The organism is Curtobacterium sp. MCPF17_003 (assembly GCF_003224385.1).
Taxonomy (GTDB): domain Bacteria; phylum Actinomycetota; class Actinomycetes; order Actinomycetales; family Microbacteriaceae; genus Curtobacterium; species Curtobacterium flaccumfaciens.
In genome coordinates, this window is record NZ_QKLC01000023.1 from 22276 (window position 1) to 47366 (window position 25091).

Here is a 25091-nt window from a genome sequence, read left to right on the forward strand (position 1 = left end):
GCAGCCGAGACCTCCCCGGGCGACGCGCCCGGGCCGCCACGACGGAGCCCACTCCCAGATGACCGACAGCGCCACCGCGACCACCCACGCGTCGCAGCACGACATCCTCATCGTCACCGGCATGTCCGGGGCCGGGCGGTCCACCGTCGGCAAGGCCCTCGAAGACCTGGGCTGGTACGTCGTCGACAACCTGCCCACGCAGATGCTGGCCCCGCTGACCGAGCTGGCCGACCGCGCGGGGGAGAAGATCCCGAAGATCGCCACGGTGGTCGACGTCCGTGGTGGACGGTTCTTCACCGACCCCGAGCACGCGGTCGAGCAGGTCCGCTCGAGCACGTCCGCGCGGGTCCGGGTGCTGTTCCTCGAGGCCACCGACGCCGTGCTGGTCCGGCGCTTCGAGCAGGTCCGTCGACCCCATCCGCTCCAGGGCGAGGACACCCTGCTCGACGGCATCGCCCGCGAGCGGGCGCGTCTCGCCGGCCTGCGCGAGGCGTCCGACGTGGTGATCGACACCTCCGACCTCAACATCCACCAGCTCGCGAACACCGTGATCGAGCACTTCGCCGACGAGCACTTCGTGGGTGTCCAGGTCACGCTGATGAGCTTCGGGTTCAAGTACGGACTGCCCGCCGACGCCGACATGGTGGCCGACGTGCGGTTCCTCCCGAACCCCTACTGGGTGCCGGAACTGCGGCCCCACACCGGGCTCGACCAGCCGGTCTCGGACTACGTGCTGGCCCAGGCCGGAGCCCGTCCGTTCGTCGATCGCTACGCCTCCGTCCTCGAGCCGGTGTTCGAGGGGTACCAGCGCGAGAACAAAAGACACGCTACGATCGCCATCGGCTGTACCGGCGGGAAGCACCGCTCGGTCGCCATCGTCGCCGAGTTGGCGAACCTCCTCCGCGGGATGCCAGGCGTCGCCGTGCGTGTGAAGAACCGAGATCTCGGCCGGGAGTGACCGTCCCTCCGGCCGCTCCCACGCCCGTGCCGCCGGATCTGCGGGAACCACTGAACGAACGTTAGGAATGATGCTGTGCCGTTGACTGCCGAGGTCAAGGACGAACTGGCCAGGGTCGCCGTGAACCGCAACACGGTCCGCGCCGCCGAACTGGCCACGATCCTCCGGTTCGCAGGTGGTCTGCACGTCATCTCGGGCCGCATCGCGGTCGAGGTCGAGCTCGACACCCGGATCATCGTGCACCGGGTCCGCAAGGACCTCGCCGAGCTCTACGGCGTGCGCAGCGAGGCGTCGGTGGGGTCGTCCGCGTCCGCCCGCCGTGGCACCCGCTACCTGGTCCGCGTGCTCGAGGCGGGGGAGACCCTCGCCCGCCAGACCGGCTTGATGGACGCCCGTCGTCGCCCCGTCCGCGGGCTGCCGAACCGCCTGACCACGGGCAACCGCGAGGACCTGGCCGCCATCTGGCGCGGCGCCTTCCTCGCCTCCGGCACCCTGACCGACCCGGGTCGGGCTGCAGCGCTCGAGGTCACGTGCCCCGGCAACGAGGCCGCGATGGCCCTCGTCGGTGCCGCGTCGCGTCTCGGGGTCGCCGCCAAGGGCCGCGAGGTCCGCGGGGTGCACCGCGTCGTCATCCGCGACGGCGAGGCCATCGGTCAGATGCTGACCGTCATGGGGGCCGCGCGCACCACCGCCGACTGGGAGGAGATGCGCCAGCGCCGCGAGGTCCGTGCGACCGCGAACCGCCTGGTCAACTTCGACGATGCGAACCTCCGCCGTTCCGCGCAGGCCGCCGTGGCCGCCTGCGCCCGGGTCGAGCGTGCGCTCGAGATCCTCGGCGACGAGGTCCCCGACCACCTGCAGTACGCCGGCACACTGCGCCTGCAGCACCGCGACGCCTCGCTCGACGAGCTCGGCCAGCACGCGGACCCGCCCATGACCAAGGACGCCATCGCCGGCCGCATCCGTCGCCTGCTGGCGATGGCCGACAAGCGGGCCTCCGACCTCGGCATCCCGGGCACCGAAGCGAGCGTTCCCGAGGAGCTCGAAGGGGCCTGACACGGGTCTGTCGACCCTGCGGACGGGAGGCGCGGTGCCAGCTGGCACCGCGCCTCCCGTCCGTTTCACGGCCCGTTCTCGGACCCGTTCCCGGCCTGGTCGGCGACCGTCCGGACGGACCGTCATCACGCTCGGGCACGCAGTGTCCGACTGCTAGGGTCGTTACGGCGACGTTACGGGGCGTATCGTCCACCACACGCGGGCCCGCCAGGGTGCGCGACTCCCGAAAGCAGCGCCCCCTGGGCGCTCCACACTCACCAGGAGATCCATTGACCGTCAAGATCGGTATCAACGGCTTCGGCCGCATCGGCCGTAACTTCTTCCGGGCCGCCCTCGCGAAGGGCTCCGACCTCGAGATCGTGGCGGTGAACGACCTCACCGACAACGCGTCGCTCGCCAACCTGCTGAAGTTCGACTCCATCACGGGCAAGCTCCCCGCGACCGTCGAGCTCGACGGCGACAACATCGTCGTCGACGGCAAGGCCATCAAGGTCCTCGCCGAGCGCGACCCCGCCAACCTCCCCTGGGGCGAGCTGGGTGTCGACATCGTCATCGAGTCGACCGGTTTCTTCACCAAGGCCGCCGATGCGCAGAAGCACATCGACGCCGGTGCCAAGAAGGTCATCATCTCCGCTCCGGCCTCGGGTGACGACGTCACCATCGTGCTCGGCGTGAACGAGGGTCAGTACGACCCCGCGAACCACCACATCATCTCGAACGCGTCCTGCACCACGAACAGCCTCGCGCCGCTCGCCAAGGTGTTCCACGACAAGTTCGGCATCGAGCGTGGGCTCATGACGACGGTGCACGCCTACACCGCCGACCAGAACCTGCAGGACGGCCCGCACAAGGACCCCCGTCGTGCCCGTGCCGCCGCGCTGAACATCGTGCCGACCTCGACCGGTGCGGCGAAGGCCATCGGCCTCGTGCTCCCCGAGCTCGCCGGCAAGCTGGACGGCTTCGCGCTGCGTGTCCCGGTCCCCACCGGGTCGATCACCGACCTCACCCTCGAGACCAAGTCCGAGGTCACCGTCGACGAGATCAACGCCGCCTACAAGGAGGCCGCAGAAGGCCCCCTCAAGGGCATCCTGCTCTACAGCGAGGACCCGCTGGTGTCGACCGACATCACCACGGACCCGCACTCCTCGATCTACGACTCCGGCCTGACCAAGGTCATCGGCGGCCTCGTGAAGATCACCTCGTGGTACGACAACGAGTGGGGCTACTCGAACCGGCTCGTCGACCTCACCGAGTACGTCGGCGAGCGTCTGTAACACATGGCCCTCCGCACCCTCGAGGACCTCGGCGACCTCGCCGGCAAGCGCGTCGTCGTCCGTTGTGACCTGAACGTCCCGCTCAAGGACGGCACCATCACGGACGACGGCCGCGTCCGCGCGTCGCTGACCACGCTGAACACCCTCGTCAACGCCGGCGCACGCGTCATCGTGATCTCGCACCTGGGCCGCCCCGACGGGGAGCCCAAGCCCGAGTTCTCGCTCGCGCCCGTGGCCCAGCGGCTCTCGGAGCTGCTCGGCAAAGAGGTCACGTTCGTCGGCGAGACCGTCGGCGACGAAGCGACCGCCGCGGCCGAGGCCCTCGAGGACGGCGACGTCCTGCTGCTCGAGAACCTCCGCTTCAACCCGGAGGAGACCTCGAAGGACGCCGCCACGCGCGGTGCCTTCGCGGACCGCATCGCCGCCCTCGGTGACGCCTTCGTCTCCGACGGCTTCGGTGTCGTGCACCGCAAGCAGGCCTCGGTCTACGAGCTCGCGTCCGCACTGCCCAGCGCAGCCGGTTCGCTGATCGAGACCGAGCTCCGCGTGCTCGAGCGACTGACCAAGGACCCGGAGCGCCCCTACACGGTGGTGCTCGGCGGTTCGAAGGTCAGCGACAAGCTCGGTGTCATCGACCACATCCTGCCGAAGGTCGACACCCTCTGCATCGGTGGCGGCATGCTCTTCACGTTCCTCGCGGCCCAGGGCCACGGGGTCGCGAAGTCGCTGCTCGAGGCCGACCAGCTCGACGTCGTCCGCGAGTACCTCTCGCGGGCGAAGGAGCTCGGTGTCACCATCGACCTGCCGACCGACGTCGTGGTGGCCTCCGGCTTCGCGGCCGACGCCGACCACGAGACCGTGGCGGCCGACGCCATCGAGTCCTCGTCGTTCGGCACGGACGGCATCGGCCTCGACATCGGCCCTGAGACCGCAGCGCGGTTCGCCTCGGCCGTCTCGGGTTCGGAGACCGTGTTCTGGAACGGCCCGATGGGCGTGTTCGAGTTCCCGGCCTTCGCCGCCGGCACGAAGACCGTCGCACAGGCGCTGACCGAGGTCGACGGCCTCGGCGTCGTCGGTGGTGGCGACTCCGCTGCCGCCGTGCGGTCGCTCGGCTTCTCGGACGACCAGTTCGGCCACATCTCGACCGGCGGCGGTGCGAGCCTCGAGTTCCTCGAGGGCAAGTCGCTGCCCGGTCTCGAAGCACTGGGGTGGACCGCATGACCCGGATGTCACTCCGTTCCGTGCTCTCGGGAGGCGCAGCATGAACCGGATTCCACTGATCGCCGGTAACTGGAAGATGAACCTGGACCACCTCCAGGCCATCGCCACCGTGCAGAAGCTCGCGTGGACGCTCAAGGACGCCCGGCACGACTTCGACGACGTCGAGGTCGCGGTGTTCCCGCCGTTCACCGACCTGCGGAGCGTGCAGACGCTCATCTCGGCCGACAAGCTGCCCATCCACTTCGGTGCGCAGGACCTGTCGCAGTTCGACTCCGGCGCCTACACCGGTGACGTCTCCGGCGCGTTCCTCGCTGCACTCGACGCCCAGTACGTCATCGTCGGCCACTCCGAGCGGCGCACGCTGCACGGGGAGACCGACGAGGTCGTCGCGGCGAAGACCGCAGCGGCCGTCAAGCACGGTCTCGTCCCCGTGGTGTGCGTCGGCGAGACCGGCGAGCAGCGCGAAGAGCGCGGCGCCGGCGTCGTGCCGGTCGAGCAGCTCCGTGTCGTGCTCGACGCGGTGAAGCCCGCCGACATCGTCGTGGCGTACGAGCCCGTCTGGGCCATCGGCTCCGGCCAGGCGGCCACGGCCGAGCAGGCGCAGGACGAGTGCGCGGCCATCCGTCGTGGCATCGCCGCAGCCTGGGGCGACCAGGCTGCTGCCGACACCCGGGTGCTCTACGGCGGCTCGGTCAAGTCGGGCAACATCGCGGGGTTCCTCCGCGAGCCCGACATCGACGGCGCGCTCGTCGGTGGCGCTTCGCTCGACGTGCAGGAGTTCGCGGCCATCGCGCGGTTCCGTCAGCACGTCGGGCTGTAGTCCACGGGCGACGTCGTCGCGGGCAGTCGTCCGCACCACTCCCGTCCAGGTACCGGCCGTGCTCCGCGTGGCCGGTACACTGGTACGGCTGACTGACACGAAAGGTACGTCGTGGCGATACTCTCCGTCGTGCTGCAGGTCCTGCTCGCAATCACGAGCCTCCTGCTCACGCTCCTCATCCTGCTGCACAAGGGCCGCGGTGGTGGCCTCTCCGACATGTTCGGCGGTGGGGTCACGAGCAACCTCGGTGCGTCCGGCGTGGCCGAGCGCAACCTCAACCGCATCACGGTGATCCTCGGTCTGGTCTGGATCGTCTCCATCATCGTGCTCGGTCTCATCAACAAGTTCACGGCGGGGGTCTGATCCATGGCAAGCGGAGGCAGTGCAATCCGAGGGTCCCGCGTCGGCGCGGGCCCGATGGGCGAACAGGACCGCGGGGTCCAGGCCGAGCGCGTGGCGATCTCGTACTGGGACGCCCTGGGCAACGAGGTCGTGCGGTACTTCGCCGCGAACCTGCCCGACGAAGAGATCCCCGAGACGGTGGACTCGCCGTCGAGTGGTCTGCCGGCCGGGCGCGACAAGGAGAACCCTCCCGTGGTCTCCAAAACCGAGCCCTACAAGACCCACCTCGCGTACGTGAAGGAACGCCGCACCGAGGAAGAGGCAGCGCAGCTCCTCGAGGACGCGCTCCAGCAGCTCCGAGAGCGTCGCGGCACCGCGGCGAAGAAGAGCTAACGCTCAACGCTGACGAAGGCCCTTGCACCGATGGTGCGGGGGCCTTCGTGCGTCCGGGGGACTGCCGGCAGTGCTCGGCGCGCGGGTAGCCGGTTCGCCGAGAGGTCAGGACACGCCGCGGGCGGTGCGCCGAGGTGGCGCGTTGTGTCACCTGCGGCGGCCGCGGCCAACACTTCGTGACCGCTCGGCGTTGCGCCGGCGGGATGTCGCGACCGTTCGGCGCAGGTGTGCCGCGCGGGGTGGAGTGCGGGGTGGAGTGCGGGGTGGAGTGCTGGGTGCCGCGCCGAGAACCGGTTTGCCGAGTGGTCAGGACACGCCGCGTGCGGTGCGCCGAGGTGGCGCGTTGTGTCGCCTGCGGCGGCCGCAGACGACGGTTCCAGACCCGTCGGTGCCGGGCCGGCGGGGTGTCGCGACCGCTCGGCACAGGTGTGCCGCGCGGGGTGGAGTGCTGAGTGCCGCGCCGAGCGCCGGTTCACCGAGTGGTCAGGACACGCCGCCTGCGGTGCGCCGTTGTGGCGCGTTGTGTCTCCTGCGGCGCCCGCAGACGACGGTTCCTGACCTCTCGGTGCCGCGCCGGCGGGGTGTCGCGACCGCTCGACGTGCCGGGTGCCGCGCCGAGAACAGGTTCGCCGAGTGGTCGGGACACGCCGCGTGCGGTGCGCCGTGGTGGCGCGTTGTGTCGCCTGCGGCGCCCGCAGACGACGGTTCCAGACCCCTCGGTGCCGGGCCGGCGGGGTGTCGCGACCGCTCGACGCACGCGATGGGCGCGACCGCAGACGGACAGGAGGCCCGGTGCCAGCTGGCTCCGGGCCTCCTGTCCGTCAGGAACGCGCGTCTAGTACGTCGACGCGATCAGATTCTCGGGGACGTCGCGCGCGGCGTCCTGGTCCACGAAGAAGACCGTGCGCTTGCGACCCTGAACGCCACCCACGGGGACGTCTTCGATCGACGCACCGGCGAGGGCCAGCCCGAGGACCGAGGCCTTCTCGGCACCGGAGAGGATCACCCAGACTCGCTGCGAGGCGTTGATCACCGGGAAGGTGACGGTCAGACGCTGCGGCGGCGGCTTGGGGGAGTCGTCGACCGACACGACGGCGCGGTCGGTGACGGTGAGCTGCGGGAACTCCGGGAAGAGCGAGGCGGTGTGTCCGTCGGGACCGACGCCGAGCAGCGTGATGTCGAAGCGCGGAGCGACGGCACCCTCGGGTGCGGCGTCCTGCAGCTCGCGCTCGTACTGGGTCGCAGCGGCCTCGATGTCGAGCCCGCCGTCCGACGCCGGCATCGGGTGGATGTTCGACGAGGGGATGTCGACGTGGTCGAAGAAGTCGTTCTGCGTGCCGATCGTGTTGCGGTCGGCGTCGTCCGCCGGAACCCAGCGCTCGTCGACCCACCAGACGTGCACCTTCGACCAGTCGACGCTCTCACGCGCCGGCGACTGGCCGATCGCGGCGAGGACCAGGGAGGACACCGAGCCACCGCTGATCGCGATGTCGGCACGCTCCTGCTCGTCGAGCACGTCGATGATCTTGGTGATGAAGCGTGCGGCGACCGAAGCGCCGAGGGCCTGCTTGTCCGGGTGCACGAGCACCCGCCGTTCGTTGGTCACGTGACTCCCGTGTTCGTGGCGGCTGACCGGTCGTCCGACCGCCTTCGGTCCGGTCGGGCCGCCTGCACCAGACAGGCGGCCCGACCGTGTGGGGTGTGGATCAGCGGGCGATGGTCTCGCGCAGCTGGGGCACCCCGTGCTTGACGACGTCTCCGAAGAGGACGTCCGGGTCGAGTCTACGGAGTTCCTCGGCCAGGCAGTCGCGCAGGTTGCGGCGTGGCAGCGACAGGTCGTGCGTCGGCTGCCCGGGCATCGAGAGCGTGGCGACGTCCACCAGGGACCGCTCGAGCTCGATGGTGCCGGACTCACGCACAAGCTTCACACCGTGGATGCCGCTGGACCCCGTCGCGCGCGGTGACGTGACGACGGACACCGGCACCCGGAGCTGCAGCTGGAGCCAGGCGGCGAGCAGGATCGTCGACGGGCTGTCGGACGCTCCGGAGACCTCCACCGCGGTGATCGGCTCGTACGGCGGCTGGTCGAGCGCCGCGGCGAGCTGGTTGCGCCACAGGGTCAGGCGAGTCCAGGCGAAGTCGGTGTCACCCGGAACGTAGGACGCCCCGAGGGCCTCGATCGCGCCGTTCGGGTCCTTCTGCGCGGCCGCGTCGGTGATCCGTCGCTGCGCGATGCGGCCGAGGGCCGACGCCGCGGGCTGCTCGGGAGCGGTCTGCGGCCACCAGGCCACGACGGGCGCGTCGGGCAGCAGGAGGCCGGTGACCAGGCTCTCCTCGTCGGTCGCGGTCTCGCCGTACGCGCGCAGGACGATGACCTCGCTCGCACCCGCGTCGCTGCCGACACGGATCTGCGCGTCGAGACGACCGGGGGACTTCGTGTCACCGCTGTTCTTCGAGACGATGATCACGCGCATCGGGTGCTCGCGGGACGCCTCGTTCGCCGCCTCGATCGCCTCTTCCTCGTGGCCGAGGGCCGTCGAGACGATGAGGGTCAGCACGCGACCGAGGGCGACGGCGCCGCCCTCCTCGCGGATGCGGACGAGCTTCTTCTGGATCTTCGACACCGTGGTGTCGGGCATGTCGATCTTCACGGACGCCTCCAGGTCCGACCATCGCGGGCGAGCAGGGCGTCGGCGGATGCCGGGCCCCACGTGCCGGGACGGTACTGCTCGGGCTGGCCCTGCGTGGCCCAGAACTCCTCGATGGGGTCGAGGATCTTCCAGGACAGCTCGACCTCCTGGTGCCGCGGGAACAGCGGCGGGTCACCGAGGAGCACGTCGAGGATGAGTCGCTCGTACGCCTCGGGGGATGCTTCGGTGAACGCGTGGCCGTAGCCGAAGTCCATCGTCACGTCGCGCACCTGGGTGCCGACGCCGGGGACCTTCGAGCCGAAGCGGAGCGTGACGCCCTCGTCCGGCTGGACACGGATGACGAGCGCATTCTGACCGAGCGGGGACTGCGTGTTGCCGTAGACGTCCTCGGGGACACGCTTGAACACGATCGCGATCTCGGTCACACGACGGCCCAGGCGCTTGCCGGCGCGCAGGTAGAACGGGACACCCTGCCAGCGGCGCGTCGCGATGTCGAGCTTGATCGCCGCGTACGTCTCGGTGCCGGACTCGGGGTTCATCCCGGCCTCCTCGAGGAAGCCGAGCACCTTCTCGCCGCCCTGCCAGCCGCCGTCGTACTGCCCGCGGGCGGTGGCGGTCGACAGGTCCTCGGGCAGACGTACGGCGGAGAGCACCTTCTCCTTCTCGGCACGCAGGTCGGCGGCCTTGAACGAGACGGGCTCCTCCATCGCGGTGAGTGCGAGGAGCTGCAGCAGGTGGTTCTGGATGACGTCGCGCGCTGCGCCGATGCCGTCGTAGTACGCGGCACGCCCGGCGACGCCGATGTCCTCGGCCATCGTGATCTGCACGTGGTCGACGTAGTTCGAGTTCCAGATGGGTTCGTACATCTGGTTCGCGAACCGGAGCGTCAGGAGGTTCTGGACGGTCTCCTTGCCGAGGTAGTGGTCGATGCGGAACACGTCGTCGGGCGCGAAGACGCTCTCGACGATCGCGTTGAGCTCGCGTGCCGTGCGGAGGTCGGAGCCGAACGGCTTCTCGACGACCACGCGGCTCCAGGAGCCCTCGCGCTTCTCGGTCAGCCCGGACAGCTTCAGCTGCTCGGTGACGACCGGGAACATCTTCGGCGGGATCGACAGGTAGAACGCGTGGTTGCCCAGCGTCCCGCGCTCGGCGTCGAGGTCGTCGACGGTGCGCTTGAGCTCGCGGAACGCCTCGGGGTCGTCGAACGAGCCCTGCACGAAGCGGATGCCCTGTTCGAGCTGACGCCACACGTCCTCGTCGAACGGGGTGCGGGAGTGCTCCTTGACGGCGTCGTGGACGAGCTGGGAGAAGTCTTGGTCCTCCCAGTCGCGACGAGCGAACCCGACGAGCGCGAACCCCGGGGGCAGGAGCCCCCGGTTGGCCAGGTCGTAGACCGCGGGCATCAGCTTCTTGCGTGACAGGTCGCCCGTCACGCCGAAGATGATGAGCGTGCTCGGTCCCGCGATCCGGTTCAGTCGACGATCCGTCGGCAGCCGGAGCGGGTTGTGCTCCGGGGTGATTGCCACCGGTGACATGAGTCGGTGAACTCCTTACGAGTCAGTGGGAGACGGCGGACGCGATCGCCGCGGTGGCGGCGTGGACGTCCGACGTCGTGAGGGTGAGGACCGGCCGGCCGTGCTCGGCGAGGACACTCGCGTCGCCGGCTGCCTGGGCCCGGAGGAGCTGCCCGAACGTGAACGGCCGACCCGGGATCGCCAGGTCGTCCGCTTCGTCGGCCACGATCTGCAGGAACACTCCTGTGGCGGGGCCGCCCTTGTGGTACTGGCCGGTCGAGTGCAGGAACCGAGGTCCGTACCCGAAGGTGACGGGGCGTCCGGTACGCGCCGCGATCGCGTCGCGCAGCGACTCGAGGCCGCTGTTCGTGGTGCGGTCGACGTACGCCTGCACCGCCACGTAGCCGGTCGGGTCGAGTGCGGACAGGAGGCCCGACACGGCTTCCGAGAGCGTCGCACCGACCGCGAGTCCGGGCGTCGCGCGGACGGCGATGCCGTCCTCGGAGAACGCCGGCTCCGCCGGAGCGGGGCGGTCGTCGAGCAGCGCCCGGGTCGCGACCTTGGCGGCCTCGACGTCGGGCTGGTCGAACGGGTTGATGCCGAGCAGGCGACCGGCGACCGCGACGGCGTACTCCCAGACGAGGATCTGGCCGCCGAGCGTGCCGGTGATCTCGACCTCGCCCTCGGCCACGTGACGCTCGTCCTCGCGCGAACCGACCAGGCGGATGACCTGGACGTCGGGCAGGCCGGCGGTGACCTCGGGGGAGTCCGCGTGCAGCACGACGGGCAGCAGGCCGCGGCCGTCCTTGCCGGTCGACTCCGCGATCAGCTGTTCGACCCAGTCGCCGAAACCGACGATGTGCGTGCCGTCGGGCACGATGGCGATCTTGTCGCGCCGCGGCTCGGTTCCGGCGAGGACCGCACCGAGCACGAGCCCGGGGTTCTCGTCCAGGTCGACCGAGAGCAGCGCGGAGATCGCGTCGGCCTCGTCGAGGAGTTCGGCGATGTCCGCTCCCGCGAGCCCGGACGGCACGAGGCCGAAGGCGGTGAGCGCGGAGTAGCGGCCGCCGACCGTGGGGTCGGCGGTGAAGACGCGGTAGCCGGCGTCGATCGCAGCGGCCTCGAGCGCGGAGCCCGGGTCGGTGACGACGACGATGCGGCGGGCCGGGTCGATTCCGGCGTCGCGGAAGGCCTGCTCGTAGACACGACGCTGCGAATCGGTCTCGAGCGTCGAACCGGACTTCGACGAGACCACGAGCACGGTGCGCTCGAGGTCGGTCGTCACGGCTGCGCGGACCTGTGCGGGGTCGGTCGAGTCGAGGACCGTGAGGGGCACGCCAGCGGTGCGCGTGATGACCTCGGGTGCGAGGGACGAGCCGCCCATGCCGGCGAGGACGACGTGGTCGACCCCTTCGGCACGGAGCGACTCGCGCAGCGCGGTCACCTCGGCGACGAGCGGGCGGGAGACCGAGACGGCCTCCACCCAGCCGAGGCGCTTCGACGCCTCGGCCTCGGCGGCGGTTCCCCACAGATCGGCGTCCTGGGCGGTGATGCCCGAGGCCACCAGGTCAGCGACGAGCCGCGGGACCACCTGTTCGATGGCCCGCGCGGCGTCGCCGCTGGCTGCGATGGAAACCGTCACTACTTGGCGCCCTCGAGCGCGTTCTTGACGGTGTCGACGAGCTCGCCCCAGGAGACGTTGAACTTGTCCACGCCCTCCTTCTCGAGCAGTGCGACGACCTCGTCGTAGTCGACGCCCTGTGCGGCGAGCTGGTCGAGGACCTGCTGTGCCTGGTCGAACGTGCCGGCGATGGCGTCGCCGTGGATCTCAGCGTGGTCGAACGTGGCGTCGAGCGTCTTGCCCGGCATCGTGTTGACGGTGTTCGGGGCGGCGAGTTCGGTCACGTAGAGCGTGTCGGGGAGCGACGGGTCCTTGACACCGGTCGAGGCCCAGAGCGGACGCTGCGTGTTGGCGCCGGACTCGAGCAGGCCGAGGGCACGCTCCGAGGCGAACGCCTCGGTCCAGACCTGGTAGGCGAGCTGCGCGTTGGCGATGCCGGCCTTCGACTTGAGGGCCTTGGCCTCGTCGGTGCCGACGGCGTCCAGGCGCTTGTCGATCTCGGAGTCGACGCGCGACACGAAGAAGGACGCGACCGAGTGGATCTTGGAGAGGTCGTGGCCGGCGGCCTTGGCCTTCTCGAGCCCACCGAGGTAGGCGTCGATGACGGCGCGGTAGCGCTCGAGCGAGAAGATCAGGGTGACGTTGACGGAGATGCCGGCGCCGATGACCTCGGTGATCGCCTCGAGGCCCTCGAGCGTCGCCGGGATCTTGATGAGGACGTTCTCCTTGCCGACCTTCTCGAACAGGAACTTGGCCTGCTCGATGGTCTTGGCGGTGTCGTGCGCGAGGCCCGGCTCGACCTCGATCGAAACGCGGCCGTCGAAGCCCTTGGTCTCGTCGTAGATCGGCTTGAAGACGTCGGAGGCGTTCGCGACGTCCTGCGTGGTGATCTCGAAGATCGCGTCGGTGACGTCGGTGCCCGCAGCGGCGAGCTCCTTGACCTGCGAGTCGTAGCGCTCGCCCTTGGCGAGGGCCGACGCGAAGATCGTCGGGTTGGTCGTCACGCCGACGACGTTCTTCTGCTCGATGAGCTCGGTGAGCTTGCCGGTCTCGAGGAGCTCGCGGGAGAGGTCGTCGAGCCAGATGCTCACGCCGACCGCGGAGAGGGCGGCGGTGGGGGTGTTCTCAGCCATGTGTTTCTCTTCTTCTTTCATCGACGGGTCCGTGAGGACCGTGAGTCGGGGTTTCGGGGACGGGAGGCCCGTGGCGGAACCGAGCCGGGCCTCCCGGAAGAAGGGCCGGATCCGGCAAACCGGACCCGGCCCTTGCAGGTCAGGAAGCTGCGATCGATTCCTTCGCGGCGGCCACGACGTGCTCCGTCGTGAAGCCGAACTCCTTGAAGAGCGTCTGGTAGTCGGCCGATGCACCGAAGTGCTCGATCGAGACGCTGCGGCCCTTGTCGCCGACGATGTCGCGCCAGCTCATGGCGATGCCGGCCTCGACCGACACGCGAGCGGTGACGTTCTTCGGGAGCACCTGGTCCTGGTAGTTCTCGGACTGGGCGCGGAACCACTCGATCGACGGGGCGCTCACGACGCGGGCGTTGATGCCCTCGGCCTTGAGCTGCTCGCGTGCCTCGACCGCGATCTGGACCTCGGAACCAGTCGCGATGAGGATGACGTCCGGGGTGCCGTTGGGCGCCTCGGCCAGGATGTACGCACCCTTGGCGACGTTCTTCGCCGAGGCGAAGACCTCACCGGAGGCGTCACCCTCGCCACGCTCGAACACGGGGAGGTTCTGACGGCTCAGCGCGATGCCGGCCGGGCGGTCGGTGTGCTTGAGCATCTCGAGCCACGCGTACGCGACCTCGTTGGCGTCGGCCGGGCGGACGACGTCGAGACCGGGGATCGCGCGGAGCGACGAGACCTGCTCGATCGGCTGGTGCGTCGGGCCGTCCTCGCCGAGGGCGATGGAATCGTGGGTCCAGACGTAGATCGCCGGCGCCTGCATGAGCGCGGCGAGACGGACAGCCGGACGCATGTAGTCGCTGAAGATGAGGAACGTGCCACCGAAGGGGCGGGTGTTCCCGTGCAGGACGATGCCGTTGAGGATCGAGCCCATCGCGTGCTCGCGGATGCCGAAGTGCAGCACGCGGCCGTACGGGTCGGTGCTCCACGTCGAGGTCGAGGCCTCGGCCGGACCGAAGGACTTGGCGCCCTCGATCGTGGTGAGGTTCGACTCGGCGAGGTCGGCCGAACCGCCCCAGAACTCGGGCATCAGCGGCGCGATGGCGTTGATGACCTTGCCGGAGGCGGCACGGGTCGAGACGGCCTTGTCGGTCGGGAACACCGGGAGCGCTGCCTCGAGGCCCTCCGGGAGCTCCTTCGACTGGACACGGTCGAACAGCGCCTTCTTGTCGGCATTGGCCGCGGCCCACGCGTCGAAGGTCTTCTGCCACTCGGCGTGCTCGGCCTGGCCCTTGGCGACGGCGCCGCGGGTGTACTCGAGGACCTCGGGGGCGACCTCGAAGGTCTTGTCGGTGTCGAAGCCGAGGACCTCCTTGAGGCCCTTGATCTCGTCGGCGCCGAGCGCCGAACCGTGGATCTTGCCCGAGTTCTGCTTGGTCGGCGACGGCCAGCCGATGATCGTCTTGAGGACGATGAGCGACGGCTTGTCGGTGACCTGCTTGGCGGCCTCGATCGCGGCGTGGAGCTCCTCGACGTCCTCGGAGTACTCGCCGGTCTTCTTCCAGTCGACGACCTGGACGTGCCAGCCGAGCGCCTCGTAGCGGTCGGCGACGCTCTCGGAGAACGCGATGTCGGTGTTGTCCTCGATCGAGATCTGGTTCGAGTCGTAGAACGCGATGAGGTTGCCGAGCTGCTGACGGCCGGCGAGCGAGCCGGACTCGTTCGTCACGCCTTCCTGCATGTCGCCGTCGCCGGCGATCACGTAGGTGTAGTGGTCGAACGGCGACTGGCCGGCCGGGGTCTCCGGGTCGAACAGGCCGCGCTCGAAGCGCTGGGCGTAGGCGAAGCCGACCGAGGACGCGAGGCCCTGGCCGAGCGGGCCCGTGGTGATCTCGACGCCGTCGGTGTGGCCGTACTCCGGGTGACCCGGGGTCTTCGAGCCCCACTTGCGCAGGTGCTGCAGGTCCTCGATCTCGAGCCCGTAGCCGTGCAGGTAGAACTGCACGTACTGCAGGATCGAGGCGTGACCGGCGGAGAGGATGAAGCGGTCGCGGCCGATCCAGGTGGAGTCGCTCGGGTCGCGACGCATCACCTTCTGGAAGAGCAGGTGGGCGAGCGGAGCGAGGCTCATCGCGGTGCCGGGGTGACCGTTGCCGGCGGCCTCGACCGAGTCGGCGGCGAGAACGCGGGCCGTGTCGACGGCCTTCCGGTCGATGGCGTCCCAGGTGAATTCAGCCACTTGGATGTTGACCCTTCTTGATGCGACATGTGCGAGGGCTCGTGCCATCGCACGGACATGTGGCCATCCCGGGGCCGAGTCGTGTCGCCGTCTAGCGGCGGCCGACCGGCTCATCGCGGCCGACGTCATCGGGGCGCGCACTGCGGGAGGGCGTGTCCAGCATAGTGACCCGGTACTCAGAAGGGGTTCAGGTGACCCCCGATGTTCACACCGGGGTGGCCGACGACGGTCGATCCGGGCGTGTCGAGCGCTCCGAATCACGCCGGGATGTCGGAGCGGGGCACCGTCGCGGCGCTTCGATCACGTAAACTGGTCGGGACCCGTGGACATTCCGGGTCAGCGCATGCCCGGACGCCGTCGCAGTCGTCCACCGAGTGTGCGAGCTGATGCGAACAGACTGAGGTTCTCTTGCCGACTGCCACCGTGACCCGGCCCGACACCGATCGACCCCGATCGCCGCTGTCCCGCAAGGTCCGTGCGTACGTCTCGTTGACGAAGCCGCGCGTGATGGAGCTGCTGCTCGTCACCACGGCGCCGACGATGTTCCTCGCCGAACGCGGCGTCCCCGACCTGTGGCTCGTCTTCTGGACGATGCTCGGCGGAGCGATGTCGGCCGGTTCGGCGTCGGCGTTCAACTGCTACATCGACCGCGACATCGACCGGCTGATGAAGCGGACCAGCACCCGCCCGCTCGTCACCGGTGAGCTGTCCGACCGCGAAGCGCTCGTGTTCTCGTGGGTGCTCGGCATCCTGTCGACCGCGGTGCTCGGGTTCCTGGTGAACTGGCTCGCCGCGGCGCTGAGCGTCATCGCGATCCTCATCTACGTGTTCGTCTACACGCTGTGGCTCAAGCGCCGCACCCCGCAGAACATCGTCTGGGGCGGCTCGGCCGGCTGCATGCCGGTGCTCATCGGCTGGGCGGGCGTCACCGGGTCGCTGACCTGGACCCCGGTCATCCTGTTCATGGTGATCTTCCTCTGGACGCCGCCGCACTACTGGCCGCTGTCGATGAAGTACCGCGACGACTACGACGCGGCCGACGTGCCGATGCTCGCCGTGGTTCGCGGCCGAACCGTCGTCGGCCTGCAGGTCGTGCTGTACGCCTGGGCGACGCTCGTCTGCTCGCTCCTGCTCATCCCGGTCGGGCACATGGGGCCGCTCTACACGGTCGTCGCGCTGGCCGGCGGTGTCTGGTTCGTCCTCGAGTCGCACCGCCTGTACTCGCGGGCGATCCAGCACGTCGAGCACGTGCAGCCGATGCGCGTCTTCCACAGCTCGATCACGTACCTGACGCTGCTCTTCATCGCCGTGGGCATCGACCCGCTGCTGCCGCAGGTCTTCACCTTCTAGGCGGTCGAGCGGGCGCCCGCGCGCGCTCGGTCCGCAGGACGCCGTCGTGTCCGGCTGACGCCGTCGTGTGCGGCTGACGCCGTCGTGTCGACGCGATGCGGTCCTGTTCGTACGACGCCGTCGTGTCGGCACGACGCCCACCCATCCGCCGAGACGCCGCCGAATCCGGCGGCGTCTCGCGCGCTCCGCGGTGTCTCCGGACGACGCCGGCGCTCTGTGCTGGGCACGGGCGGCCTGGAGGCACGGTGCGGGCCCGCCGCGGGCCTCCATGCCGGCGCTGCCGGCGTCGGCCGCGGGGCGGACGCGCGCAGCTGCGGACCGCGCGTGGTGCGCCCATTGGCCATGCCCACCGTCAACGCGACACCCCACGAGTCGAACGACTCGTGGGGTGTCGGAGAACGGGTGCCGAGCGCGCGACGCGCCCGGGCGTCAGGCGTCGATGGGTTCCCGGACGGCGTCTCTACCGGCCGAGGCCCGCGTCGACAGCACCACGGCGGTCACCGCACCGACGAGCAGTCCGGCGAGCACCATGTGCGTGCCGACGAGCCCGACGGGCAGACCCGTGCGCGCCTGCGTGAGGCCGACGGCGATCTGCAAGAACTCGACGACGAGCAGCAGCAGGGGCCACTTGCTCGGACGACCCAGGCGGACGGCTCCGATGACGAGCACCAGGGTCAGCGCGAAGAGGGCGTACGCGGGCCAGGCGTGCACGTGCTCCATGACCGCGGGGTCGAACCCGGTGCGGTGCAGACGCCCACCGTCGACCGCGGCGTCGGCTCCGGCGTGCGGGCCGCTGCCGGTGGTGAGGATGCCGACGAGCACGGTCACGACGACGGCGGCGACGGTGCCGCGGACGACACCCGTGTACCAGCCGGGGACGAGGCGCTGTGCGGTCCGCGGGCCGTGCGTCGTCCGGTAGACCAGCGCAGCGGTCACCGAGGTGAGGGCGGCGGAGACGACGAAGTGCAGCCCGACCACGAAGGGGTTCAGGTTCGTCCAGACGCTCATGCCGCCGATGACGGCCTGCACCGGGATCGCGACGCCCTGAGCGAACGCCAGCCAGAACAGTTCGGGGCGCGTGCGGAGCATCCGGACGACCGCGAGGAACATCGCGACGGCCACGATCACGAGCACGAAGGTGAGCAGGCGGTTGCCGAACTCGATGATGCCATGGATGCCCATCTCCGGCGTGGAGACCAGCGAATCCGCCGTGCACTTGGGCCAGGTGGGGCATCCGAGGCCCGAGGCGGTGAGGCGCACCAGGCCCCCGGTGCCGATCAGCACGACCTCGACCACGAAGGACGCCCAGGCCAGTGCGACGACGCGACGGTCCACCACGCGGGGGAGCGACCACCACCGTCCGGTCCGGAGATCCTGCTCGACGGGGGATCCGACGCGTGTCACGAGGGTGGTGCCTTCCTGTTGTTCCGTGCAGTGAACCTGTAGGATTCGAGGGTTCAGCAGCAGTCAAGTCTAGGCAGGCGCCGGCTCCGAATGGGCCGAGATCGCCGATCACTCCACGGACTGCGTGGAACCATTGTCGTTGCGAGGGAGCAGCACCGGGTCCGCATGTCAGCGGTCCGCGGTGGAATGGCGTCCAGACGCCACGGGTTCACACCTGTAACGCTGTCCCGCGAGAAGGAAACGAGGAGACCATGTCCGACGTGCTCATCGACCGTCCCGAGCTCGAAGGGCTCGGCCAATACGAGTTCGGCTGGTCCGACTCCGACTCGGCAGGGTCCTCCGCCCGTCGTGGGATCTCGGAAGAGGTCGTCACCGACATCTCGAACCTCAAGAACGAGCCCGAGTGGATGCTGAAGAACCGCCTCAAGGGGCTGTCGCTCTTCGGCCGCAAGCCGATGCCGACGTGGGGTGCCGACCTGACGGGCATCGACTTCGACAACATCAAGTACTTCGTGCGTTCCACGGAGAAGCAGGCGCAGTCGTGGGAAGACCTCCCCGAGGACATCCGTGCGACCTACGAGAAGCTCGGCATCCCCGAGGCCGAGCGCCAGCGCCTCGTCGCCGGCGTCGCCGCGCAGTACGAGTCCGAGGTCGTCTACCACCAGATCCGCGAGGACCTGGAGCAGCAGGGCGTCATCTTCATGGACACCGACACGGCGCTCCGTGAGCACCCCGAGCTGTTCGAGGAGTACTTCGGCACCGTGATCCCGGCCGGCGACAACAAGTTCGCCGCGCTGAACACGGCCGTCTGGTCCGGTGGCTCGTTCGTCTACGTCCCCAAGGGCGTCCACGTCGAGATCCCGCTGCAGGCCTACTTCCGGATCAACACCGAGAACATGGGTCAGTTCGAGCGGACGCTGATCATCGCGGACGAGGACTCGTACGTCCACTACATCGAGGGCTGCACCGCCCCGATCTACAAGTCCGACTCGCTGCACTCGGCCGTCGTCGAGATCATCGTGAAGAAGAACGCCCGCGTTCGGTACACGACGATCCAGAACTGGTCGAACAACGTCTACAACCTCGTCACCAAGCGTGCGATCGCACACGAGGGCGCGACGATGGAGTGGATCGACGGCAACATCGGGTCCAAGGTCACGATGAAGTACCCGTCGATCTACCTCGCCGGCGAGCACGCCAAGGGCGAGACGCTCTCCGTCGCCTTCGCGGGCCCCGGTCAGCACCAGGACGCCGGCGCGAAGATGATCCACATGGCGCCGTACACGACGTCGTCGATCGTCTCGAAGTCGATCGCCCGTGGTGGCGGTCGTGCGGGCTACCGCGGTGAGGTCCGGGTCGACCCGGCCGCGCACCACGCCGCCAACACCGTGCGCTGCGACGCCCTGCTGGTCGACACGATCAGCCGGAGCGACACCTACCCGGCGATCGACATCCGTGTCGACGACGTGCAGCTGGGACACGAGGCCACGGTCTCGCGTGTCAGCGAGGAGCAGCTCTTCTACCTCATGTCCCGCGGCATGGCCGAGGACGAGGCGATGGCGATGATCGTCCGTGGCTTCATCGAGCCGATCGCCCGCGAGCTCCCGATGGAGTACGCACTCGAACTCAACAAGCTCATCGAGATGAGCATGGAAGGATCCGTCGGCTAGATGTCCAGCACCACCCCTCCCCACATCGACCAGCCGATCGAGCCCGCTGCCGCAGCGCAGGGCGGCACCCAGCACGGCGCCGGAGCCCACTCCGACGGCGGCTGGGGCGCCCCCGACAAGAAGGTGCCGGTCCAGACCCGCTCCGAGCGGTTCCAGTCCGGCGACGTCGAGGCGTTCCCGAAGGTCACCGGCCGAGAGGTCAACTGGAAGTTCGCGCCGCTCGCCAAGCTCCAGCCGCTGCTGGACGGCGGACTCGACGGATCCGCCTACCCGTACCTCGCCCGCCAGTCCGAGGGTGCCGACGTCGAGTGGGGTCGGAGCGACGACCCGCGGGTCGGTTCCGCCGGGCTGCCCGAGGACCGCGCCTCGGCCGCCGCCTGGACCGCGCGTGACGCCGTGCTGGCGATCACGATCAAGGCCACCGAGGCACACGAGTTCATCACGGTGACCCGCTCCGACTTCGGGTCGCAGCCCCGCGCCGCACACACGGTCATCACGGCCGAGCCGAACGCGCAGGGCATCGTCGTGCTCGACAACCGCGGCAGCGCCCTGCTCAGCGAGAACGTCGAGATCGTCGCGCAGCAGAACGCGCGACTGACCGTCGTCAGCCTGCAGGACTGGGACGACGACGCCGTGCACGTCGCGACGCACTTCGCCGAGGTCGGTCGCGACGCGTTCCTCAAGCACGTCGTGGTCTCGCTCGGCGGCGACGTCATCCGGGTCAACCCGTCGACGCACCTCGGTGCGCAGGGCGCCGACACGGAGATGTACGGCGTGTACTTCGCCGACGCCGGCCAGTACATCGAGCAGCAGGTCTACGTGAACCACGACGCGCCCAACACGCGCGGTCGGGTCAACTACAAGGGGGCGCTGCAGGGCCAGGGCGCGCACACCGTCTGGATCGGTGACGTCCTGATCGGCCGCGCCGGCGACGGCACCGACTCGTACGAGCAGAACCGCAACCTCGTGCTGACCGACGGCACCCGTGCCGACAGCATCCCGAACCTCGAGATCGAGACGGGCAACATCGAGGGCGCCGGGCACGCGAGTGCGACCGGTCGCTTCGACGACGAGCAGCTGTTCTACCTGCAGTCCCGCGGCGTCCCGGAAGAAGAGGCCCGGCGCCTCGTCGTGCTCGGCTTCCTGGTCGAGGTCATCCAGAAGATCGGTGCGCCCGAGCTCGAGGAACGCCTCATCGCCGCGGTCGAGCAGGAGCTGGCCGAGGGCCGTTCGGTCATCGCCGCACCGGCCGAAGCCATCGCCGCACCGGCCGAGGCCGGCGCCACGGAGGCCAGCGCCTGATGGCCGAGAAGGTCTGCGCCGAAGCCGACATCGCGGTGGACAGCCCGATGCGCGTGGTCGTCGGCGGCACGGCGGTCGCGATCGTGAAGGACTCGTCCGGCACGGTCCACGCCATCGGCGACACCTGCACGCACGGCGACATCTCGCTGGCCGAGGGCTTCGTCGAGGGAGACTCGCTGGAGTGCTGGGCCCACGGGTCCCGCTTCTCGCTGACCACCGGCAAGCCGCAGAACTTCCCGGCCTACGAGCCCGTCCCGGTCTTCCGGGTCGAGGTCCGCGACGGCGACGTCTACGTCGACGTGCAGGACGTCGTCCCGGTCGACTGAGCACCCCCACCACTTCCCGCGGCTGACGCCGCACCACAGCTGCAACCGAAGGAACGCAATGTCCACTCTGGAAATCCGTGACCTCAAGGTCTCGATCGACACCGATCAGGGCACCAAGGAGATCCTGAAGGGTGTCGACCTCACCATCAACGAGGGCGAGATCCACGCGATCATGGGGCCGAACGGCTCCGGCAAGTCCACGCTGGCGTACACGATCGCCGGGCACCCCCGGTACAACGTCGTCGGTGGCACGATCACCCTCGACGGTCAGGACGTCCTCGCGATGAGCGTCGACGAGCGCGCCCGTGCCGGCATGTTCCTGGCGATGCAGTACCCGGTCGAGATCCCCGGCGTCACGGTGTCGAACTTCCTCCGCACCGCCAAGACGGCGATCGACGGTGAGGCTCCGGCGCTGCGTGGCTGGATCAAGGAACTCCGCCAGTCGATGGCCGACCTGAAGATGGACTCGTCGTTCGCCGAGCGCAACGTCAACGAGGGCTTCTCCGGCGGCGAGAAGAAGCGCCACGAGATCATGCAGCTCGAGCTCCTCAAGCCGAAGTTCGCCGTCCTCGACGAGACCGACTCCGGCCTCGACGTCGACGCGCTGAAGATCGTCTCCGAGGGCGTCAACCGCGCCAAGGCCGCGACCGGCCTCGGTGTGCTGCTCATCACGCACTACACGCGCATCCTCCGCTACATCAAGCCGGACTTCGTGCACGTGTTCGTCGCCGGCAAGGTCGCGGAGCAGGGCGGCCCCGAGCTCGCCGACCGCCTCGAGAACGAGGGCTACGACCGCTACGTGCAGGCCGCTGCCGCCGAGGCGCAGGCCTGATGATCGCCGCACTCGCTCCCGACAAGTTCGACGAGGTCGTCGAGGGCCTGAAGGAGGTCCAGGACCCGGAGCTCGGCGTGAACATCGTCGACCTCGGCCTGATCTACGACCTCGCCTGGGACGACGACGCCAACGCGCTCGTCATCAGCATGACGCTCACCAGCGCCGGCTGCCCCCTGACCGACGTCATCGAGGGTGACACCGCGAACGCCCTCGACGGCATCGTGGACGCCTTCCGGATCAACTGGGTCTGGATGCCGCCGTGGGGTCCGGAACGGATCACCGACGACGGACGCGAGATGATGCGCGCCCTCGGGTTCGCGATCTAGTCGCGACCCACCACGGACGGGAGGCGCGGTGCCAGCTGGCACCGCGCCTCCCGTCCGTCTGTGCGCGCGCCACGCGCGGGGCGCGCCGCCGAGCGGTCGAGACCACCCGCTCACGTTCGCCGGGTGGTCGCGTTCTGTCGGCTGACCGCGCGCCAGGCGACAGAACGCGACCACTCGGCGTCCAGTTGGCGGGGAGTCGTGACCGACCGACCACTCGGCGTCCAGTTGGCGGGGAGTCGTGACCGACCGACAGTCCGTCACCGCACCGGACGCAGAACGGCCCCGCACCGATCGGTGCGGGGCCGTTCTCGTGCCAGGCGTCAGCGGCGGCCGACGGCCTTCCACGCGAGCGGCAGGATGCCGGCGGCGATGAGGGCCTTGGCGATGCCACCGACGACGAACGGGTACAGGCCGGCGGCGAGCACCGACTTGACGTCGTTCGGGGCGCCGAGCTGCCCGAGCGCCACGGCCAGGTACGGCAGGCCGGTCACGAACGGGATGGCACTCGCGAGCAGCATCGCCACCGCGGCACGCCCGACGTGGCGGTCCCAGTTGCGGCGCGCGAGCCACCCGACGAGCCCGGCGGCCGGGATGAAGCCGATGACGTACCCGAAGCTCGGCAGGGCGAGGGCCTGCAGGCCGCCCTGCATGTCGGCGAAGAACGGCGCACCCGCGAGTCCGGCGACGGCGTAGACGAGCAGCGAGAGCATGCCGCGACGTGCGCCGAGCGTCGCGCCGACGAGCACGACGGCGAGTGTCTGCCCGGTGATCGGGACCGGCCACATCGGGACCTGGAGCTGCGCCATCGCGGCGGTGAACAGGGCTCCGCCGGCGACGAGGGCGGCGTCGGTGGCCAGACCGTGCGTGCGCAGACGGTCGGCGAGGACTGCGCGGGGAGCGAACCCGGTGGCGTTCGTCATGGATTCTCCTAGAATGGACTGCTGGTTCCGTTCGGAACCATCGGTCCCGTCAGCGTAGCGGTGCACCTCACGCACACACCGTTGTGCAAACCCACCAACTGATTGGACGTCCACTGTGCTTGCCGTGCACGAACTCGAGATCCGCGTCGGAGCTCGTCTCCTCATGGAGGACGTGTCCTTCCGTGTCGAGAAGGGCGACAAGATCGGACTCGTCGGCCGCAACGGCGCGGGGAAGACGACGATGACCAAGGCCCTCGCGGGCGAGACGCAGCCCACCGGCGGCAAGATCGAGCGCGGTGGCGAGATCGGCTACCTGCCGCAGGACCCCCGCTCGGGCGACCCGGAGGAGACCGCGCGGAAGCGCATCCTCGATGCCCGTGGGCTCGGTGAGCTCGTGGAGGGCATCCGGCTCGCGACCCTCGACATGGCGAGTGACGACGCGGCGGTGGCCGAGAAGGCGATGCGCCGCTACAGCCGCCTCGACGACCAGTTCAACGCGCTCGGTGGCTACGCGGCCGAGGCCGAGGCTGCCTCGATCGCGTCGAACCTCAAGCTGCCGGACCGCATCCTCGACCAGCAGCTCAAGACGCTCTCCGGTGGTCAGCGCCGGCGCATCGAGCTCGCCCGGATCCTGTTCTCGGACGCCGAGACGATGATCCTCGACGAGCCGACCAACCACCTCGACGCCGACTCGGTCGTGTGGCTCCGCGAGCACCTGAAGACCTACCCCGGTGGCGTCATCATCATCTCCCACGACGTCGAGCTCGTCGACGAGGTCGTGAACCGCGTCTTCTACCTCGACGCCAACCGGCAGACCATCGACATCTACAACATGGGTTGGAAGCTGTACCAGCGGCAGCGCGTCGCCGACGAGGAGCGCCGCCGCAAGGAGCGCGCGGGCGCCGAGAAGAAGGCCGCCACGCTCAAGGACCAGGCCGCCCGCTTCGGCGCCAAGGCCTCGAAGGCAGCAGCCGCCCACCAGATGGTCGCGCGTGCCGACAAGTTGCTCGCCGGCCTCGAGGACGAGCGCGTCGCCGACCGGGTCGCGAAGATCCGCTTCCCCACCCCGGCCCCGTGCGGCCGCACCCCGTTGATGGCCGAGGGGCTGTCGAAGTCCTACGGGTCGCTCGAGATCTTCGCGGGTGTCGACCTGGCGATCGACCGTGGTTCGCGCGTGGTCATCCTCGGCTTCAACGGTGCGGGCAAGACGACGCTGCTGCGCATCCTGGCGGGAGCCGACCAGCCCGACACGGGCGAGATCCAGCCCGGCCACGGTCTGCGCATCGGCTACTACGCGCAGGAACACGAGAACATCGACATCAACCGCACGGTGATCGAGAACATGGTGTCGGCGTCGACCGACCTCAACGAGACCGAGGCCCGTCGGGTGCTCGGGTCGTTCCTGTTCACCGGCGACGACGGCTACAAGAAGGCCGGAGTCCTGTCCGGTGGTGAGAAGACGCGTCTGTCGCTCGCGATGATCGTGGTCTCCGGCGCGAACGTCCTGCTGCTCGACGAGCCGACGAACAACCTGGACCCGGCTTCGCGCGAGGAGATCCTCAACGCCCTCGCCGGCTTCGAGGGCGCGGTCGTCCTGGTGTCCCACGACGCCGGCGCGGTCGAGGCGCTCAACCCCGAGCGCGTGCTGCTGCTGCCGGACGGCACCGAGGACCATTGGAACAAGGACTACGCGGAGCTCATCGAGCTCGCGTAGCCGGGTCGGCGTCGTGGGACACCAGGAC

At 69.5% G+C, this 25091-nt stretch carries 22 protein-coding genes; 14 read left to right on the forward strand and 8 right to left on the reverse strand.

Going from position 1 to position 25091, the window contains the following annotated elements:
* Window positions 1-58: 58 nt before the first annotated feature.
* The 7 genes from rapZ (at window position 59) to DEJ30_RS16480 (ending at window position 6064) form a co-directional block, all read left to right on the forward strand.
* The gene (gene rapZ / locus DEJ30_RS16450) at window positions 59-958 is read left to right on the forward strand and encodes an RNase adapter RapZ (RefSeq protein ID WP_027465691.1); all 900 of its coding nucleotides are present in this window, start codon (window positions 59-61) and stop codon (window positions 956-958) included.
* 75 nt (window positions 959-1033) lie between these two features.
* Complete coding sequence (gene whiA / locus DEJ30_RS16455) at window positions 1034-2014, forward strand: DNA-binding protein WhiA (RefSeq protein ID WP_027465690.1); 981 nt, start codon at window positions 1034-1036, stop codon at window positions 2012-2014.
* A gap of 269 nt (window positions 2015-2283) precedes the next feature.
* On the forward strand, window positions 2284-3288 hold the full coding sequence (gene gap / locus DEJ30_RS16460; RefSeq protein WP_027465689.1) for a type I glyceraldehyde-3-phosphate dehydrogenase: 1005 nt from the start codon (window positions 2284-2286) through the stop codon (window positions 3286-3288).
* 3 nt (window positions 3289-3291) lie between these two features.
* On the forward strand, window positions 3292-4509 hold the full coding sequence (locus tag DEJ30_RS16465; RefSeq protein WP_110862751.1) for a phosphoglycerate kinase: 1218 nt from the start codon (window positions 3292-3294) through the stop codon (window positions 4507-4509).
* Window positions 4510-4549: 40 nt separating this feature from the next.
* Window positions 4550-5329 (forward strand): triose-phosphate isomerase, encoded by a 780-nt coding sequence (tpiA, locus tag DEJ30_RS16470; RefSeq protein ID WP_110862752.1) that lies wholly within the window; start codon window positions 4550-4552, stop codon window positions 5327-5329.
* 111 nt (window positions 5330-5440) lie between these two features.
* Window positions 5441-5692 carry a preprotein translocase subunit SecG gene (gene secG / locus DEJ30_RS16475; RefSeq protein ID WP_017887256.1) on the forward strand — a complete coding sequence of 84 codons (252 nt, stop codon included), beginning with the start codon at window positions 5441-5443 and terminating at the stop codon, window positions 5690-5692.
* A 3-nt stretch (window positions 5693-5695) separates the two neighbouring features.
* Window positions 5696-6064 (forward strand): RNA polymerase-binding protein RbpA, encoded by a 369-nt coding sequence (locus DEJ30_RS16480; protein ID WP_110862753.1) that lies wholly within the window; start codon window positions 5696-5698, stop codon window positions 6062-6064.
* An 835-nt stretch (window positions 6065-6899) separates the two neighbouring features.
* Here the strand turns inward: DEJ30_RS16480 and pgl are convergent.
* The 6 genes from pgl to tkt all read right to left on the reverse strand — a co-directional run bounded on the left by pgl (window position 6900) and on the right by tkt (window position 15216).
* A complete protein-coding gene (gene pgl, locus DEJ30_RS16485; protein ID WP_110862754.1) occupies window positions 6900-7670 on the reverse strand; it encodes a 6-phosphogluconolactonase in 771 nt (256 codons plus the stop codon).
* A 100-nt stretch (window positions 7671-7770) separates the two neighbouring features.
* On the reverse strand, window positions 7771-8715 hold the full coding sequence (locus DEJ30_RS16490; RefSeq protein WP_110862755.1) for a glucose-6-phosphate dehydrogenase assembly protein OpcA: 945 nt from the start codon (window positions 8713-8715) through the stop codon (window positions 7771-7773).
* A complete protein-coding gene (gene zwf / locus DEJ30_RS16495; RefSeq protein ID WP_027465683.1) occupies window positions 8712-10250 on the reverse strand; it encodes a glucose-6-phosphate dehydrogenase in 1539 nt (512 codons plus the stop codon). Before zwf ends, DEJ30_RS16490 begins: the two co-directional genes overlap by 4 nt.
* Window positions 10251-10272: 22 nt before the next feature.
* Entirely contained in the window at window positions 10273-11871 is a 1599-nt protein-coding gene (locus DEJ30_RS16500) for a glucose-6-phosphate isomerase (protein WP_110862756.1), read from the reverse strand.
* A complete protein-coding gene (gene tal / locus DEJ30_RS16505) occupies window positions 11871-12983 on the reverse strand; it encodes a transaldolase (RefSeq protein WP_110862757.1) in 1113 nt (370 codons plus the stop codon). The genes DEJ30_RS16500 and tal overlap by 1 nt, the downstream gene beginning before the upstream one ends.
* Before the next feature lie 139 nt (window positions 12984-13122).
* On the reverse strand, window positions 13123-15216 hold the full coding sequence (gene tkt, locus DEJ30_RS16510) for a transketolase (protein WP_110862758.1): 2094 nt from the start codon (window positions 15214-15216) through the stop codon (window positions 13123-13125).
* Window positions 15217-15639: 423 nt separating this feature from the next.
* Between tkt and DEJ30_RS16515 the strand changes: the two genes are divergently transcribed.
* A complete protein-coding gene (locus tag DEJ30_RS16515) occupies window positions 15640-16566 on the forward strand; it encodes a heme o synthase (protein ID WP_110862759.1) in 927 nt (308 codons plus the stop codon).
* A gap of 429 nt (window positions 16567-16995) precedes the next feature.
* On the opposite strand, the gene DEJ30_RS16520 is transcribed toward DEJ30_RS16515, so the two are convergent.
* On the reverse strand, window positions 16996-17970 hold the full coding sequence (locus DEJ30_RS16520; RefSeq protein WP_051596734.1) for a heme A synthase: 975 nt from the start codon (window positions 17968-17970) through the stop codon (window positions 16996-16998).
* 251 nt (window positions 17971-18221) lie between these two features.
* Here DEJ30_RS16520 and sufB point away from each other — a divergent pair, with 251 nt between their 5' ends.
* Genes sufB through DEJ30_RS16545 form a run of 5 tightly spaced genes read left to right on the forward strand, consistent with a single transcriptional unit; the run spans window position 18222 to window position 22429 of the window.
* Complete coding sequence (sufB, locus tag DEJ30_RS16525; protein WP_027465678.1) at window positions 18222-19640, forward strand: Fe-S cluster assembly protein SufB; 1419 nt, start codon at window positions 18222-18224, stop codon at window positions 19638-19640.
* Window positions 19641-20942, forward strand: a complete 1302-nt coding sequence (gene sufD, locus DEJ30_RS16530) for a Fe-S cluster assembly protein SufD (RefSeq protein ID WP_258370026.1) — start codon at window positions 19641-19643, stop codon at window positions 20940-20942. It begins immediately after the preceding gene.
* On the forward strand, window positions 20942-21268 hold the full coding sequence (locus DEJ30_RS16535; protein WP_017887268.1) for a non-heme iron oxygenase ferredoxin subunit: 327 nt from the start codon (window positions 20942-20944) through the stop codon (window positions 21266-21268). The genes sufD and DEJ30_RS16535 overlap by 1 nt, the downstream gene beginning before the upstream one ends.
* A 58-nt stretch (window positions 21269-21326) precedes the next feature.
* Window positions 21327-22100 carry a Fe-S cluster assembly ATPase SufC gene (sufC, locus tag DEJ30_RS16540; protein ID WP_110862760.1) on the forward strand — a complete coding sequence of 258 codons (774 nt, stop codon included), beginning with the start codon at window positions 21327-21329 and terminating at the stop codon, window positions 22098-22100.
* Window positions 22100-22429, forward strand: coding sequence for a metal-sulfur cluster assembly factor (locus tag DEJ30_RS16545; RefSeq protein ID WP_017887270.1), 330 nt, complete (start codon window positions 22100-22102; stop codon window positions 22427-22429). Before sufC ends, DEJ30_RS16545 begins: the two co-directional genes overlap by 1 nt.
* Window positions 22430-22749: 320 nt before the next feature.
* Here the strand turns inward: DEJ30_RS16545 and DEJ30_RS16550 are convergent, their stop codons facing one another.
* Window positions 22750-23349, reverse strand: coding sequence for a biotin transporter BioY (locus tag DEJ30_RS16550; RefSeq protein WP_110862761.1), 600 nt, complete (start codon window positions 23347-23349; stop codon window positions 22750-22752).
* Between the two features lie 115 nt (window positions 23350-23464).
* Here DEJ30_RS16550 and DEJ30_RS16555 point away from each other — a divergent pair, with 115 nt between their 5' ends.
* A complete protein-coding gene (locus tag DEJ30_RS16555; protein WP_027465675.1) occupies window positions 23465-25063 on the forward strand; it encodes an ABC-F family ATP-binding cassette domain-containing protein in 1599 nt (532 codons plus the stop codon).
* Window positions 25064-25091: the final 28 nt, after the last annotated feature.

Coding starts and splice junctions, on each gene's coding strand:
- rapZ (WP_027465691.1), top strand. CDS start 59: ATGACCGACAGCGCCACCGCGACCACCCACGCGTCGCAGCACGACATC.
- DEJ30_RS16465 (WP_110862751.1), top strand. CDS start 3,292: ATGGCCCTCCGCACCCTCGAGGACCTCGGCGACCTCGCCGGCAAGCGC.
- tpiA (WP_110862752.1), top strand. CDS start 4,550: ATGAACCGGATTCCACTGATCGCCGGTAACTGGAAGATGAACCTGGAC.
- DEJ30_RS16480 (WP_110862753.1), top strand. CDS start 5,696: ATGGCAAGCGGAGGCAGTGCAATCCGAGGGTCCCGCGTCGGCGCGGGC.
- zwf (WP_027465683.1), bottom strand. CDS start 10,250: ATGTCACCGGTGGCAATCACCCCGGAGCACAACCCGCTCCGGCTGCCG.
- tal (WP_110862757.1), bottom strand. CDS start 12,983: ATGGCTGAGAACACCCCCACCGCCGCCCTCTCCGCGGTCGGCGTGAGC.
- sufB (WP_027465678.1), top strand. CDS start 18,222: ATGTCCGACGTGCTCATCGACCGTCCCGAGCTCGAAGGGCTCGGCCAA.
- sufD (WP_258370026.1), top strand. CDS start 19,641: ATGTCCAGCACCACCCCTCCCCACATCGACCAGCCGATCGAGCCCGCT.
- DEJ30_RS16535 (WP_017887268.1), top strand. CDS start 20,942: ATGGCCGAGAAGGTCTGCGCCGAAGCCGACATCGCGGTGGACAGCCCG.
- sufC (WP_110862760.1), top strand. CDS start 21,327: ATGTCCACTCTGGAAATCCGTGACCTCAAGGTCTCGATCGACACCGAT.
- DEJ30_RS16545 (WP_017887270.1), top strand. CDS start 22,100: ATGATCGCCGCACTCGCTCCCGACAAGTTCGACGAGGTCGTCGAGGGC.
- DEJ30_RS16550 (WP_110862761.1), bottom strand. CDS start 23,349: ATGACGAACGCCACCGGGTTCGCTCCCCGCGCAGTCCTCGCCGACCGT.